The sequence below is a fragment of the Halogranum amylolyticum genome (assembly GCF_900110465.1).
GTDB lineage: Archaea > Halobacteriota > Halobacteria > Halobacteriales > Haloferacaceae > Halogranum > Halogranum amylolyticum.
Genome location: NZ_FODV01000005.1, coordinates 233,322 through 248,036, shown reverse-complemented (window position 1 = coordinate 248,036; position 14,715 = coordinate 233,322). Strand labels below are relative to the sequence as shown.

15 protein-coding genes and 1 pseudogene are annotated in these 14,715 nt (G+C 67.9%); 8 read left to right on the top strand and 8 right to left on the bottom strand.

Translation table 11 applies throughout. The features are described from left to right. The first annotated feature begins 87 nt into the window (after positions 1–87). Positions 88–903 carry an SDR family NAD(P)-dependent oxidoreductase gene (locus BSG17_RS12230; RefSeq protein ID WP_089824440.1) on the top strand — a complete coding sequence of 272 codons (816 nt, stop codon included), beginning with the start codon at positions 88–90 and terminating at the stop codon, positions 901–903. Positions 904–970: 67 nt separating this feature from the next. On the opposite strand, the gene BSG17_RS12225 is transcribed toward BSG17_RS12230, so the two are convergent. Then, on the bottom strand, positions 971–1,333 hold the full coding sequence (locus BSG17_RS12225) for a hypothetical protein (protein ID WP_211609123.1): 363 nt from the start codon (positions 1,331–1,333) through the stop codon (positions 971–973). Positions 1,334–1,422: 89 nt separating this feature from the next. Between BSG17_RS12225 and BSG17_RS12220 the strand changes: the two genes are divergently transcribed. The 3 genes from BSG17_RS12220 to BSG17_RS12210 all read left to right on the top strand — a co-directional run bounded on the left by BSG17_RS12220 (position 1,423) and on the right by BSG17_RS12210 (position 4,430). Further along, on the top strand, positions 1,423–2,223 hold the full coding sequence (locus BSG17_RS12220; RefSeq protein WP_089824436.1) for an N-acyl homoserine lactonase family protein: 801 nt from the start codon (positions 1,423–1,425) through the stop codon (positions 2,221–2,223). Between the two features lie 157 nt (positions 2,224–2,380). Continuing rightward, positions 2,381–2,611, top strand: a complete 231-nt coding sequence (locus BSG17_RS12215; RefSeq protein WP_089824434.1) for a UPF0058 family protein — start codon at positions 2,381–2,383, stop codon at positions 2,609–2,611. A gap of 76 nt (positions 2,612–2,687) precedes the next feature. After that, the gene (locus tag BSG17_RS12210; protein WP_089824432.1) at positions 2,688–4,430 is read left to right on the top strand and encodes a DNA mismatch repair protein; all 1,743 of its coding nucleotides are present in this window, start codon (positions 2,688–2,690) and stop codon (positions 4,428–4,430) included. 37 nt (positions 4,431–4,467) lie between these two features. Here the strand turns inward: BSG17_RS12210 and BSG17_RS12205 are convergent, their stop codons facing one another. After that, complete coding sequence (locus BSG17_RS12205) at positions 4,468–4,680, bottom strand: DUF7511 domain-containing protein (protein WP_089824430.1); 213 nt, start codon at positions 4,678–4,680, stop codon at positions 4,468–4,470. Positions 4,681–4,831: 151 nt separating this feature from the next. On the opposite strand from BSG17_RS12205, the gene BSG17_RS12200 reads away from it, so the two are divergent. Both BSG17_RS12200 and BSG17_RS12195 read left to right on the top strand, forming a co-directional pair. Beyond that, positions 4,832–5,017, top strand: a complete 186-nt coding sequence (locus BSG17_RS12200; protein ID WP_089824427.1) for a DUF7576 family protein — start codon at positions 4,832–4,834, stop codon at positions 5,015–5,017. A gap of 131 nt (positions 5,018–5,148) precedes the next feature. Next, positions 5,149–6,186 carry a calcium/sodium antiporter gene (locus tag BSG17_RS12195; protein ID WP_089824425.1) on the top strand — a complete coding sequence of 346 codons (1,038 nt, stop codon included), beginning with the start codon at positions 5,149–5,151 and terminating at the stop codon, positions 6,184–6,186. A gap of 21 nt (positions 6,187–6,207) precedes the next feature. Here the strand turns inward: BSG17_RS12195 and BSG17_RS28600 are convergent. The 6 genes and pseudogenes from BSG17_RS28600 to BSG17_RS12170 all read right to left on the bottom strand — a co-directional run. Beyond that, positions 6,208–6,327, bottom strand: a pseudogene (locus BSG17_RS28600) (sulfurtransferase); the annotation flags it as partial. Between the two features lie 13 nt (positions 6,328–6,340). Next, on the bottom strand, positions 6,341–8,713 hold the full coding sequence (locus BSG17_RS12190) for an ATP-dependent DNA helicase (protein ID WP_089824422.1): 2,373 nt from the start codon (positions 8,711–8,713) through the stop codon (positions 6,341–6,343). Between the two features lie 75 nt (positions 8,714–8,788). Further along, complete coding sequence (locus BSG17_RS12185) at positions 8,789–9,199, bottom strand: hypothetical protein (RefSeq protein ID WP_089824710.1); 411 nt, start codon at positions 9,197–9,199, stop codon at positions 8,789–8,791. A gap of 101 nt (positions 9,200–9,300) precedes the next feature. Beyond that, complete coding sequence (locus BSG17_RS12180; protein WP_089824420.1) at positions 9,301–10,743, bottom strand: S8 family serine peptidase; 1,443 nt, start codon at positions 10,741–10,743, stop codon at positions 9,301–9,303. Further along, positions 10,744–11,346 carry an ArsR/SmtB family transcription factor gene (locus tag BSG17_RS12175; protein WP_089824418.1) on the bottom strand — a complete coding sequence of 201 codons (603 nt, stop codon included), beginning with the start codon at positions 11,344–11,346 and terminating at the stop codon, positions 10,744–10,746. Positions 11,347–11,429: 83 nt separating this feature from the next. Further along, positions 11,430–12,620, bottom strand: coding sequence for an MFS transporter (locus BSG17_RS12170; protein WP_089824416.1), 1,191 nt, complete (start codon positions 12,618–12,620; stop codon positions 11,430–11,432). 136 nt (positions 12,621–12,756) lie between these two features. On the opposite strand from BSG17_RS12170, the gene BSG17_RS12165 reads away from it, so the two are divergent. Together BSG17_RS12165 and moaC are read left to right on the top strand one after the other, a co-directional pair. After that, positions 12,757–14,202, top strand: a complete 1,446-nt coding sequence (locus tag BSG17_RS12165) for an NAD(P)H-hydrate dehydratase (RefSeq protein ID WP_089824414.1) — start codon at positions 12,757–12,759, stop codon at positions 14,200–14,202. Continuing rightward, positions 14,195–14,710 carry a cyclic pyranopterin monophosphate synthase MoaC gene (gene moaC / locus BSG17_RS12160; protein ID WP_089824412.1) on the top strand — a complete coding sequence of 172 codons (516 nt, stop codon included), beginning with the start codon at positions 14,195–14,197 and terminating at the stop codon, positions 14,708–14,710. The genes BSG17_RS12165 and moaC overlap by 8 nt, the downstream gene beginning before the upstream one ends. Positions 14,711–14,715: the final 5 nt, after the last annotated feature.

Sequence of the window (14,715 nt, the reverse complement as noted above, 5' to 3'; positions counted from 1 at the left end):
TCGACCGTCGAAACTCCGTTCCGAAAGACTGTCCTGATCGACACGACGAACGACTATGTCGTATGTTGGCGTCTCTCAGTGGGAGCTATGGTAGCCGAACACTCACTCGAGGGAGCAGTTTCGATCGTGACCGGTGCGGGCGGACAGATCGGCGAGGGGATCGCAGTCGAACTCGCCGCCGCGGGGAGTGACGTCGTCGTCGCCGACGTCGACGTCCTCGACACGGAGTACAACCAGCAGTCCTCGCGCGAGGTGAGCGGGGCGACGCGGGCACGGGAGGTCGTCGACAGGATCGAGGCAGAGGGACGCCGCGGTCACGTCGCCGAGTGCGACGTGACGAAGGCCGACCAGGTGCAGGCGCTCGTCGACGAGACGGTCGAAGAGTTCGGGAAACTGGACATCCTCGTCAACAACGCGGGCATCATCACGGTCGACCCGGTCGAAGACATGAAAGAGGCCGAGTGGGACTCGGTGATGGACGTGAACGTGAAGGGCGTGTTCCTCTGCTCGCAGGCGGCGATCCCGCATCTCAAAGAGTCCGAGGGGACGATCGTCAACACCGCCTCCATCGCCGGCACCATCGGCGCGGCCGGACTGGGCCACTACTGCGCCTCGAAGCACGCCGTACTCGGGCTCACCAAGTCGCTCTCGCTGGAACTGGCCCCCGACGACGTGACGGTGAACGCCATCTGCCCCGGTATCGTCGACACGCCGATGTGGAACAAGGTGCTCACGCCGACGCTGGAGGAGGACTACGCCGACACCATCGAGCGGGTCATCCCGCTCGGTCGCGACCAGACGCCCGAGGATATGGGTCGCCTCGCCGTCTTCTACGCGCAGAACCGCAACGTCACGGGGCAGGCGCTCGCCGTCGACGGCGGCATCCTCCAGAACGTCATCTGAGCGGCGGTGACCGTTTTTCCGTCACCGCCTGACGTCGTCGCTTTTCCTCGCTGCGACTGCCGACGGTTCAGCGACCCGGGTCGCCGACGAGCACGTGATAGCTCTCCAGCGTGTCGAGCATCATCTCCGCGCCGTCGGTTCCTTTCTCGGTCTCGCCGTAGTCCATCCACGCCGTCCCGTTGACGCCGTGGGTGTAGCTGTACATCCGGAAGTTCGTCGACGTCTCGAGGATGAGCTCGATGACGGCGTCGTTGGGGTCGTTCTTCGTGAGGACCGTCTCTCGCGTATCTTCGTCGTGATCCATCACCCACACCGCGACGACGTCCTCGTCGAGGAGGTCTCGGGCTTCGTCCGTGGTCAGAGGGCTGTCCGGCCACCCCTCGGCCGGGCGCGGTTCGTCCATGCTCGGCGCGGATTCGTCCGTGCTCACACGCGACCGAACGCGCGGGTGACGTTTTTGTGTTTGGGCCAGTCTCTCAACGAACGAACAGTTAACCTCGTCCCGTCCGAACCGGGGTTATGTCCGACATCTCGGTCACGCTCGTCGACCGCGGCCGCGTCCACGCCGACAGGAACTACGTCGTCGACGGCTACGCGATGGCCGACGCCGAGAACCCCAACCCCGACCACGAGATCGTCGAGTTCGTCGTCTGGAACGCCGTCGTCGACCACCCCGAGGCGACGATCCTCTGGGACACCGGGTCGCACCCCGACGCGGGCGACGGGTACTGGCCAAAACCGCTCTACGACGCCTTCGAACACGTCGACGCCGGCGAACACCGCCTCGAGGACGACCTGAACGACGTCGGCTACTCGCTCGACGACGTCGACGCCGTCGTGACGAGCCATCTCCACCTCGACCACGCCGGCGGTCTCAGACAGTTCGCGGGGACCGACGTCCCGGTCTACGTTCACGAGGACGAACTCAAGTTCGCCTATTACAGCGCCAAGACGACCGAGGGCTCGATCGCCTACCTCGCGAGCGACTTCGACCACGACCTGAACTGGGAGGTCGTCCACCGCCACCGCCGGACGCTCGTCGACGGGGTCGAACTCCTCCACCTGCCGGGACACACGCCCGGCGTGCTCGGCGCGAAGGTCGATCTGCCGGACGACGAGACGCTGCTCGTCGCCGGCGACGAGTGTTACGTCGACGCCAACTACGCCGAGGAGGTGCCGCTCGGCCCGGGTCTCCTCTGGAGCGAACGCGACTGGTTCGAGAGCCTCCAGACGCTGAAGGAGCTGGAACGCCGCCACGACGCCGCCGTCCTCTACGGCCACGACCGCGAGCGGTTCGAGTCGCTCGTCGGCCGGTGGTAGACCGGTGATCTGCGCCCCGCTCGACCGTTCTTCCGTTCGACCTATTCCCCATCCGACCGCCAGTCGGAGATTCTCTCACACTCTCAGAGAGAGTAAACTCCTTCTCAAGAGGGGGTACCGTGCCACTTAGGCCATCTGAGCACGTACGTGCATCACAGTGAAGAAGAACGAACTGATCCACCTCCACACGCTCCTCGTGCAGGTCGCCGAGGAGTACGCCGAGAGTGGAGTCGCGACGCCGGCGGATCTCGAACCGTACGCCGCCCTCGGAGTGACACCGATGGCGCTGCGCGAGTCTCGAGACCGTCACGAAGAGGCCGTCCGACTCCTCGCACGAATCCTCGCCGACTGCTCGGAGCGGGCGACCGAGACCGTCCCCGTCCGATAGCGACGACTCTTGTCGGCCGACCCATTGCGACGAGCGACAGGTAACCACTAAGCCCGGGGCGACGTCAGAGACGGGTATGCGACTGGAGGACTACTGGGGAGTCGGGCCGAAGACGAGCGAACGCCTCCGCCAGACGCTCGGCACCGAGGCGGCCCTCGAAGCAATCGAGTCGGCCGACATCCGCGCGCTGGCCGACGCGGGGGTCTCTCGTGGACGAGCGACCCGCATCCTCCGGCGAGCGAACGGGGACGCGGGGATGGCGACGCTCGGTACGTCCGATGCCCGCAGCGTCTACGACGAACTGCTGTCGCTCGCCGGCGAGTACGCCGTCACCGACCACGCCGCAGACCGGATCCGCGTGTTGACGCCGTTGACCGACCGCGCGGCCGTCGAGTCGCGACTCGACGAAGTGCTCGACGCGACGGCGGCGTGGAAGGAGTTGGACGAAGACGACCGCGAGACGGTGCTCGACGCGTTCGCCCGCTACGACGAGCGTGGGGGGACCGAACGCGCCGCCGTCGAGGCCGCACTCGCCCTCCGAGAGGCGGGGCTGAGCGGCGGCGCGTTCGCCGCCCTCGACGACGTCGACCCCGACGCGCTCCGGGAGGCGGCGGGTGCGCTCGGCTACGTCGAGGACGGCCGCGTCGTCGACGGTGCCGACGACGAGCTCGACCGACTGCGCGCGAAACACGAGGAGGCGGAGACGCTCAGCAACAGCGCCTTCGACGTCCTCGACACCGTCCGCGACTCGGGCGTCCGAAGCCTCGACGACTTCGAGAACGGCGTCGCCGAGTACGTCGCCCGCGAAACGGAGCTCACTCGTGGCGAGGTTCGGAGCGCCGCTGCCGACGACCCGGTGGACGCGGCGGACTTCGTGAGCACGACGCTGCGGGCGTTGGCGGCGGACCTCGACGAGCGGGTCGAACGCCGGGAAGCGACGGTGCGTGCCGACCTCGCGGAGGCGGTCGAGACGGCCCGCGGGGACGTCGACGCCGCCGTCGCAGCCGTCGACGACATCGCCTTCTCCCTCTCGCTTGCGCGGTTTGCGGTCGCCCACGACCTCCGACGGCCGACGCTCGTCGACGACGGACTCGCGGTCGTCGACGCTCGGAACCTGCTGCTGGAGGGCGAGGTCCAACCCGTCACCTACGGCGTCGGCGAGCACGGTGTGAGGGGAGTCGCGAACGCCCCGCCGTCGGGTGACCGCGTCTCCGTCCTCACGGGGGCGAACTCCGGCGGGAAGACGACGCTGCTGGAGACGCTGTGCCAGGTGACGCTGTTGACCGCGATGGGGCTGCCCGTCCCCGCGTCGTCGGCGGAGGTAGGGCGGTTCGACACCGTCGTCTTCCACCGCCGGCACGCCAGTTTCAACGCCGGCGTGCTGGAGTCGACGCTGAAGTCCATCGTCCCGCCACTGACCGACGAGGGGCGGGCGCTGATGCTCGTCGACGAGTTCGAGGCGATCACGGAACCGGGGCGGGCCGCAGACCTGCTCAACGGGTTGGTCCAACTGACGGTCGACCGCGGCGCGCTCGGGGTGTACGTCACCCACCTCGCCGACGAACTCAGCCCGCTGCCGTCGGAGGCGCGCATCGACGGCATCTTCGCCGAGGGATTGACGCAGGAGCTCGCGCTCCGGGTCGACTACCAGCCGCGGTTCGGCACGGTCGGCAAGTCGACGCCGGAGTTCATCGTCTCCCGTCTCGTCGCCAACGCGGGCGACCGGTCGGTCCGACGGGGGTTCGAGGCGCTGGCGGCCGCCGTCGGCGAGGAGGCGGTCCAACAGACGCTGTCGGACGTCGGACAGTCGACGGACTGACCGTCGACGCGACAGACGCTGGCGGACGGACTCCGACCTACCGGGCGTCCGCGAGGTCGACGAAACAGTCGACGTTCGCCGTGAGCCACGTGGCGGTCCGCTCGTAACAACCGAGACGACGGGGATAGATGGTACACTCGTCGGGGCCGTCCTCGTAGCTGACGACGACGCTGTGGAGGTCGAACTCCCGTCCGGTCCGCGTCTCCGTCCGACGACCCGCCCGAGTGAACTCCGTGTCGGCTCCTGACATAGCTAACTCGGTATAGAGATTCGGCCGTCACTACATAATCGCTACTAAGAGCACTCTATAGCCGAACGTAGCGAGACCTACCTGTCGCTACCGACCGAAAACTGCCGTCGAAGTCGGATTCAAGTGCGATGGGAACCCAGAGTACCGAAGCATGGTTGACCCCACGTCAGAGCTCGGTGAGGACGTCGACGAGAGCACGGCCCCGGAGTGTGCCACCTGTGGGACGAAGATCGTCCAGTCGCCGACACATCGCGTCGTCACCGAGGTCGAAGACGACCGCATCCGACACCACCACTTCTGTAGCGACGACTGCCGAAACGCCTGGAACGCCGACTGAACGGTTGGTCACTCTCGCCGGATTCGCTCGCCGCCCGGACCGTGTGGGGTGTTCTCGTTTCACACACTCGCGTTGTTGGTTGTGATACTCGACACGCCGGATTTATGGCCTCCTGTCGACTACCGACGGTAATGTTCCGCTACGGTGGTCTCCCAACCGATCTCGTCTCCGCCGACGCGACGTCGTTACTCCAGTCCGGCGTCGCGACGTCGGCGACCGACGTACTGCTCTCGACGCACTCGCTTTACTTGCTCGCAGGGATCGTACTGCTCTATCTCGGTGCGGAACTGCTCGTCGACGGCGCGGCTCGACTCGCGCTCGGGTTCGGGCTCAGAGCCGCCATCGTCGGCATCACCGTCGTCGCCTTCGCGACGACCACGCCCGAACTGTTCGTCGCCATCCTCTCGGGTATCGACCACTCGTCGAGTCTCGGACTCGGCGCTATCGTCGGATCGAACATCGCCAACATCGGTCTCGTCCTCGGCATCGCCGCCCTCATCCGACCGCTCTCGGTCGACGACGCCGTGTTCAAAGAGCACGTCCCCTTCATGGTCGCTGCTGCCGTGGTGCTCGTCGGACTGGGTCTCGACGGACGACTCGGGCGGTTCGACGGCGGCGTCTTTCTCCTCCTCTTGGCGGCGTTTACCGCCTACCTGTTCCATCGGATGCGCCAGTCCGAGGGTCCCGTCGAGTCCGACGAGGTCGACCTCGACGAAGAGGTCGACCCCCGACTCGCGGACGCGCTGCGACTCGCCGGTGGTCTCCTCCTCCTCCTCCTCGGGTCGCGGTGGCTCATCCAAGGCGGACAGGGGGCGCTCGTCGAACTCGGTTTCGGCCCCCGGTTCGTCGGTCTGACCGTCCTCGCCTTCGGGACGTCGCTCCCGGAACTCGCCGCCTCGGTCGTCAGTGCGATACGCGGCGAGTCCGAGTTCAGCATCGGCAACGTCGTCGGATCGAACATCTACAACATCCTCGCCGTACTGGGCGCCCTCGCCCTGATGGTGCCACTGAAGGTTCCGGTCGACACGATCACGTTCGACTTCCCGGTGCTCATCGGTTTCACCTTCGGGGTCATCGCACTCATGCTCCGCAACCGGGACGTCACCCGCGTCGACGGCGGCATCCTGGTCGGGAGCTATCTCGTCTTCTTCTACTTCCTGCTTCCCTGACGGTTCTGTCGCCGAGACCGTTCAGTCATCGTTCTCCTCGTTCTCCTCGTCCTCCTCGCCGACCGCGATGGGCGACCGGATGAGGTTCCCCCACTCGGTCCACGACCCGTCGTAGTTGCGGACGTCCTCGTACCCGGCAAGTCCGGCGCGCGGGTCAGCGGTCGTCCCAGAACTGATCGAGGGCGAACGACAGCATGTCCGTACTGACGGCGGTGAACTCCTCGCGCTCCTGGGCGGGGAGGTACTCGCGGACGCTGTTCCACGAGTCGCGGGCGTAGCGGGCGTCGACGAACACGCGGACGCCCACTTCGTCGGCCCCCCGGATGACCCGACCGATCGCCTGCCGCGCCTTCCGGACAGCCGGCACTGTCAGCGCCGTCTCGAACCCGCTTCGGGACGCTGCCCCGCCCTGCGAACCACTACCCGCGTCGCTCGCGGGCACCGATCCGAACTCCCGGTCGTACGCCGTCTTGACGGCTCTCGTCCGTGGACTCGACGTGTTGATGATGGGGACGCCGCAGACGACGGCAGCCGCGAGACGGTCGCCGCGGTAGTCGACACCCTCCGTGAGCGTTCCTCGGAGGCTGGTCACGAGCACCTTGTCGTCGCCGCCGAAGAACTCCGTCTTCAGCGACTCGGTGACGACGTCGTCGCTCGACTCGTCGACGAGCACGGGTTTGTCGAGTCGGTCGCGGAGGACGCCCGCGATCCACTCAGCCTCGCTGTAGCTCGGCATCCCGACGAGGACGTTTCCAGAACGACGGGCCACCTCACAGACCGCGTCGGCGTACACCTGCCGCGTCGCGTTCTCCTCGCCCGGCGACCCTCGGTTGCCGTAGGTGAACTTCGGCGCGTCGACGGCGAAACTCGCACGGTTCTCCGGAGGGAACCCCAGTCCGAACGTCCGCTCGACGACCGGCCGTCCCTCCTCCTCCAGATAGTCGAGGCCGGAGACGCGACGGAACACGTCGAGCGGTTCGAGCGTCGCGCTCATCAACACGCCACCTCCGAACTCGGCCAACTGGCTGCCGATGGCGTCGCTCGGCACGCAATTGTGGAGTGCGAGACGCGCGTTGTAGGCCCGTCGCCACGAGTCGGGGGGCTGTGTCTCGTCCCACGTCCGCTCCAACTCGATCTCGCGGAAGTATCGCTCGTGGTCCTGCCGGTACCACTCGCCGAGGACGCGGCCGACGCCGGGTGTAGCGCGTTTCTTGTCCTCCTCCTCGGCGGAGTTCAGCACCCGTGCGACGACGGAGCCGAGTATCTCGGCACGCGCCCAGACGCCGCCGTCGTACCCCGCATCCTGTGCCCACTCGGTTATCTCGTCGGTCGCGGGTTCCTCGGGGTCTCGAAGCGGGAGTTCGTGGTCCTCCAGTCGCGTCAGGTCGGCCCGCCAGTCGGGTTGGACGCGGTCGAGCTGTGCTTTCACTCGGCGGTCCAGTTCCTCGCGCAGGTCGTCGAGGAACTGCCGGAGCTCCTTCAGTTCGGCGAGCGTGACGTCCGACTCCTCGAGTTCCGCGCGAACGAGATCGGCGTCGGCCGTCGACGTCGCGCTCTCGTCGTCGAACTCGAGGGGCTGGATGACGCGTGTCAGTTCGGACTCGGCGTCACGGAGACTCACGTCGCCGACAGCGTCGCTGACGAGGTCGCGGACCCGCGGTTCCAGCATGTGCGCCTCGTCGCAGACGAGGAACGTCGAGTCGTCGAGAAGCGCACCGGTGAACGTCGACGCCGTCGTCGGGTCGAACGCGTGGTAGTAGTTGCCGACGACGACTTCGACGTGAGGGAGAACCGCCCCCATCATCGAATGCGGACAGGTTCCGAACCCCGCCGACAGCGACACGAGGTCGTCGGGTTCGAGCAGCCCCCGGTCGGCGAAGTCGAACGGCACCGCCTCGACGGGGTCGCCGTCCTCCGGCAGGTCGTCGAGGAACTGCGCGTAGAAGGGGCAGAACTCCGTGTCGCCGTACTCGGGGGTCTCTGGAAGGTAGGGCGTCGGATCGCCCGCAGTCTCGAGGTAGTCCGGGCCGCCCGCCCCCGAGTCGGCGAGGCCGGTCTGGGCCTGTCGCGCCTGCGAGACGAGCGACGCCGCGGTGGTGTCGCCGCCGTCGCCGACGAGGTTTCGCGTCCGCTCGCGGAGTCCCTCACAGCGGTCGTAGACGTTCGTCTCGTCGACACCGGCGACGCGCTCGCGACTGTAGGGACAGACGTCGGCCTTGCCGACGAGCGTCAACCCGGAGACGGGTCGCCAGTCGTCGGGGAGGTTCTCGTTTATCGTCCGGAGGTCGTCCTCGAACTGTCGCAGTTGCTGTTTGACGCTCGTGAGGACGACCACTCGCTCGTAGTCGGAGTCGGGATCGCGTACGCGGTCGATGCCCGCGGTGAGCGCGAGCATGGTCTTGCCAGTGCCGCAGGCGCCTTCGAGCACCGTGAACCCGCCGCGTGATGCGGTCTCGATGGTGGTCTCGATCCCCTCTGCCTGCTCCGGATACGGCTCCGCGTGGCCGAACACCGACTTCCAGGTCACGACGTTTCCTCGCTCGTAGCCATGGTTAGCTGTATCGGAGCGTGGTCGCGGCTTCACACAAAAACTCTGGTTCGGTCACAGGAGGCTCGCTCCGTGGACGACGACCGAGAGGTTGTTCGCGAAGACGAACAGGCCGACGGCGAGCAACGACCCGAGCCAGAGTTCGATTCCGAACGCGAAGTAGCGAGCGTGCGGGTCGGGTGTCCGCCGGAGCATCCGTACCACCCCGGCGAAAGACACGCTGACGAGTACCACCACCGCCACGTGGACGCCGACGAGCACTGGCAGCTCCTGCCGAAGGAGCCACGCCATCAGCGGGTTGCTCTCCGCGCCGACGCCGACGACCGCGGCCGCAGCGATCGAGGTCAGGAGATCGACCGTCACGAGCAAGAACAGCGAGACGGCCAGCCAACTCCAGTACTCCTCGATGCGCCGTTCGCGGCGGGTCGACGGGTGACGCTGCCACCAACGGTGTCGTCCGCGCACGTCAGATCCCACCCGACTCTGGCCGTCTCATCTACTAACTCCGACAGTCGCCACCGTGATGAACGTCGGGGTGAACCGGGTGAACGTCGGGGCGGGTCGGGTCACGACCCGTGGCCGACACGAGCAGTGACGTTCTCCGACGAGGCGGCTTCGACCGCCGCGAGCGCGTCGATCTGACGGCCGTGCTCCGTCTCGCGTGCGGTCGCCTCGAGCAGCTGTTCGACCTGTTTCGGAGAGAGTTCGCCGTCGCGTGACTTCACGAGTGCGGCCGACCCCGCGACGTACGGAGCCGCCGCAGACGTGCCGTAGAACGTTCCGGCGGCCGTCGTCTCGACGCCGTCGGGAGCCGTGACGTCGGGCAGCGTGCCGGTCCGGTCCTGTGAGCTGTACGCTCGAACGTGACCGCTCTTCGCGTCGAGCGCACCGACGGTGATGACGCGCTCGCTCGTCGCCGGCGCGACCATGCTGCCCGCCGCCGTCGTATACGTCAGCGAGTGGTGTGAAGAGAACAGACGGAGCTGTGTCTCGTCGGCCGCGTCCTCGTGGGTGTAGACGCCGACGTAGTAGACTCCCTTCGGGACGACGGCGTCGACCGTCTCGACGGACGAGGCGTTCTCGCCGTCCTGTCGCGTCGTTGACTTCGCGACGACCGGATCCTCGCCGGGCGTCTTCCGGTAGAGATAGAGGTCGTAGTCCGCCGAACTGTTCCAGTAGAGATTCAGCGAGACGCGCCCGCTCGTCACGTCGCCGCCGGCGAGGGCGTTCGACTCGGAGTCGGGCGCGAACGAGACCCACTCCTCGCCGTCGGCGACGCCGGCCCAGTGACGGTTGGCGTAGTTGCCCGCCGACGTCACGAAGACAACGCCCCGGTCGGACGCGCGCTCGGCGGCCGCCGAGATGCGGTTCATCTCGCCGGTCGTCGGCGCGAAGTAGCTTCCCGAGTCGACGATGACGTCGACGTCCTGCTCGACCAGCCAGTCGACGGCGTCGGCGTACGACCGCGGGGTGGGACTGTCGCCGACGCCGGCGAGATAGAGCGCCGCGTCCGGGGTGGTCCGGGTGACCACCTCGGCGACGGCTGTGTCGTGTGCGGTCTGCGTGGTACGACGTCCCTCGTCGGCGCGGTAGTGGCCGGCGACGCGGTCGGCGATGGCGGCGTTGTCGGCGTCGAACGCGCTGCCGACGACGCCTACTTTCACGTCTTCACCGGTGATCCCCCGTCTGTGCAGTTCGTCGGCACGGATCGCACGCACGCCGTCGGTGCCGCGACTGCCCTCGCTGTGGAGCCCGGCGATCGACTCTCGGGGGTCGTCGACGGTGGTCCGCGCCTCGATCGACGCCTGTATCGCGCCGCGTTGCATGACAAGGAGGTCGTCGTACTGAGAGGGACCGCCGAGGGTGGCGTCGCCCGGCATCGACGACTGCGTGAGCGCGGGGGCTGCGAAGGTCGACGCGAACAGGAGTGCGAGTACCACGTGGACGGCGACTCGTCGCGGGCGCTGGCTCACACCCGCCCACCCCTGGTTCGCCTCGCCGTCATCCACTCACCTCCGTCGATGATCCCAGACGGCGACCACGGCGAGGACGAGCAACCCGCCGAGGAGGAACGCCGCACCGGGCGGCAGCAGTCCGAGGAGCGGTCCGGTCGCGCCGCCGACGCTGTCGCCGACGCGAGGGGCGGTCCCCGGGCCGCCGACGTCGACGACGCTCGTCCCGAAGGCGAACTGGACGAGGAGACTCGCAACTCCGAGCACCGCCACCGTCCCGAGCAACCGTCGCAACGAGTCCAGGAACGTCGATCGGTCGTCTTCCCGCCCGACGCAGACGACGAGCGAATCGTCGGTCGGCGCGTAGACGTTCATCTCCCGCCCTTTCACCGAGTATCGCGTGTCGGTGACCTGTATCAACCCGGCGTCCTGCAGGTTCGTCAGGTGGTGTCGGATGTTCTGGAGCGAGGTGTCGACCGTCTCGGAGAGTTCCGAGGCCGTCGCGGGAGCCTCGTGAAGCGCGGTGAGAATGGAGCGGGCTGTCTCCGAGGAGAGCGAACTGATGAGTTGGTCCGACTCCTCGTCGTCGAGCCAGAGCACGCGGAGGTCACCGTCCCGCTTCTGAGACGGCTGCGTGTCAGACGGTAGCAGCCCTGACATATCCCTTCATTATACGGCGACGAAGTAAACCCTTCGGAATCCGTTAACACACGTCGAAACAGAGAGTACGGACGACAGATCGGTTAGGAGACGCTCGCGTCGGTCGGTTCTGCTGCGGGTCGTGGGAACGCGTCGAGGACGTACAGTGCCGTGAGACCGAGGAGAACGGCGGTGAGGCCGCCCGCAGCGGCGAGGAAGACGACGTCGAACCCGAGACCGACCTCCCGGAGATAGCCGAGCGTCCCGCTTCCGCCCGCCTCGAGGAGGAGCGCGGTCCCGCTGAAGACGGCGTAGGCGGCCGCCCGGTTGTCGGCCGGCAGCACGCCCAGGACGTAGGTGTCGAGCGCCGGAAAGAGGCTGTGGACGACGTAACCGATCGCCGCCGTGACCGCGAACAGCGCCGCCCGCGAGGAGACGAGCGTCAGCGCGACGAGACAGACGACGAACGCGAGGTGGATCGCGAGGACGTAGGGGACGTTCGGCAGGCGGTCGGCGAGTCGGCCGCTCAACCAGAACGCGGGGACGCCGGCCGCGAAGACGACCGTCAGCATCGTCCCGGCCGTCGTCGGCGACAGCCCTTTCACCGTCGTCATGTACTCGACGTAGAAGTTGAACAGTCCCTGCCAGACGAAACCGAGCGCGGCGACCATCACCACGCCGAGCAGGATGGTGCGCCAGTGTGTCAGCGCCGCCAGGAAGTCGCGGTCGGCGTCGGCGTTCTCGGGCACCGTGTCGCCGTCGGCGACGACGGCGAGCGCGAGCGTCACGACGGCCGCCGCGGCCGTCAGCAGCCAGAACACCGCCCGCCACGTCGCCTGCGAGAGCAGCCAGACGGCGACCGTCGGCACGACGACCGCCGCGAGCTGGCTCGCCATCCCGTGGATGCCGACGACCCGGCCGACCGACTCCGGGTAGAGTTCGCCGAGCAGCGGGACCGCCGAGACGAAGTACGCCCCCGAGGCGAGACCGATGCAGAACGCTCCCAGTTGGAGCGTCAGGAGCGACGTCGCCGACGCGGTGAACGCGGCGGCCGCCGTCAGAAGCACGCCAGTTCCGAGGACGACCCGGTGTCGCGGCACGCGCGTCAGGAGCACACCGACGGGGATGCGCGGCAGCGCCGACCCCCACCAGACGAGCGAGATGACGAGGCCGACGGCGGCCGACCCGATACCGAACTCCGTCCGGAGCGGTTCGACGAGCGGCGCGAAGGCGACTCTGCCGAAGTTGACGAGGAAGACGAACCCGCAGAGCGTCCCGAACAGTCGGCTAGTCACTGGTTTCGCTTCGTCGAGCGGGTGGTCAAACGTTGCGACTCGACTGCTCGTGTGCCCGGTGACAGCAACCCACACACGGACGGCAGTCACTCGGTTACCCAGAGAGATTAACACTCGTCCGAGCGAACCCCGGCACATGATAACCGCCGAACGCATGGCCGTCGTCGACCGCAACGCGGCGGCGCTGGGCGTCCCCCAGAAGCAACTGATGGAGTCGAGCGGGAACGCCGTCGCCCGCGTGGTCCGCGAGACCGCAGACCCCGGCGCGACGGTCGCCGTCGTCGCCGGTCGCGGCAACAACGGCGGCGACGCCTTCGTCGCCGCCCGCTTCCTGAAGGAGTACGACGTGACGGTCCACCTCCTCGGCCGCCCCGAGACGATTACGACCGACGTCGCCCGCGAGAACTGGGAGGCACTCGAAGCGGCCGAGGCCGACATCACCGTCGTCCGCGACTCCCGGGACCTCGACCTCGGCGAACCGGACGTCGTCGTCGACGCGATGCTCGGCACCGGCATCACCGGATCGCTCCGGGAACCGGAGGCGTCGGCCGCTCGTGCGGTCAACGAGGTCGACGCGACGGTCGTCGCCGTCGACGTCCCCTCCGGCGTCGACGCGGACACCGGCGAGGCCGCCGAGGGGGCCGTCGAGGCCGACCGCGTCGTCACCTTCCACGACACGAAGCCGGGGTTGACCGATCTCGACGCCGAGGTCACCGTCGCCGACATCGGCATCCCCGCGGCCGCAGAGCGGTTCGTCGGCCCCGGCGACCGCCGGATCCTCGCGGGCGTCGGCGGCGACACCAAAGGCGAGAACGGGCGGGTGTTCGTCGTCGGCGGCGGTCCCTACACCGGTGCGCCGGCGCTGAGCGCGCAGGCCGCGCTCCGAGCGGGCGCGGACCTCTCGTTCGTCGCCTGTCCCGACAGCATCTTCGACGTGCTCGCGGGCTACGCGGAGGACCTCATCGTCCAACCGTACGACGGCGACCATCTGACGCCCGACCAGATCGACGACCTCGTGGACACGGCCGAGAGCCACGACGACGTGGTCGTCCTCGGACCGGGTCTCGGGACGCACGACGAGACGATGGAGGCGGCCCGTCAGTTCCTCGCTCGGTTCGAGGGGCCGGTCGTCGTCGACGCCGACGCACTCTCGGTCGTCCCCGAGGTGGAGACCGACGCGACGCTCGTCTGTACGCCCAACAGTCACGAACTCGCCGAGATGGGGGGGCCGGACGTCGACGACCTCCGCGAGCACGCCGACGAGATCGAGTCGTTCGCCGCCGAGCTCGGACACGTCGTCCTCGCGAAGGGGAAGTACGACGTCGTCAGCGACGGCGAGACGACGCGCGTCTGTCGGGCCGGCACGCGCGGGATGACCGTCGGCGGGACGGGTGACGTGCTCGCGGGCATCACCGCGGCACTTCTCGCCTCCCACGACCCGTTCGACGCCGCGTGCCTCGCCCCCTTCGCCAACGGGACGGCCGCCGAACTGCTCGACGACCGCCACAGCGGACTGCTGGCGTCGGACATCCTGGACGAACTGCCGCGGGCGCTCTGGGGCGAGGGTGAGGACGATGAGTGACCCGAGCGACGACCCGAGTGGGACGGAGGAGTTGACTCACACCGACGCCGAGGGGAACGTCCAGATGGTCGACGTGGGCGCGAAACCCGACACCGCTCGCCGGGCGATCGCCCGCGGCATGATCCACCTCCAGCCGTCGACGGTCGAGGCTATCCAGGCCGACGAGATCGGGAAGGGCGACGTGCTCGCCACCGCCCGGATCGGCGCGATCCAGGCGGTCAAACACACGTGGGAGACGATCCCGATGTGTCACCAGATCCCCATCACGAACGTCGACACGACTTTCGACGTGCGCGAGGACCACGTCGTGCTCGACGTCGCCGTCGAGACGACCGGCAAGACCGGCTGTGAGATGGAGGCGCTGGAGGGCGTGACGACCGGTCTCAACGTCGTCTGGGATATGGTGAAGGCCGCAGAGAAAGACGAGGAGGGACAGTACCCCGGGACGCGTATCACGGACGTCGAGGTCGTCTCGAAGGAGAAGCGAGCGGTCGACGAGGCGGAGTAGCGCAG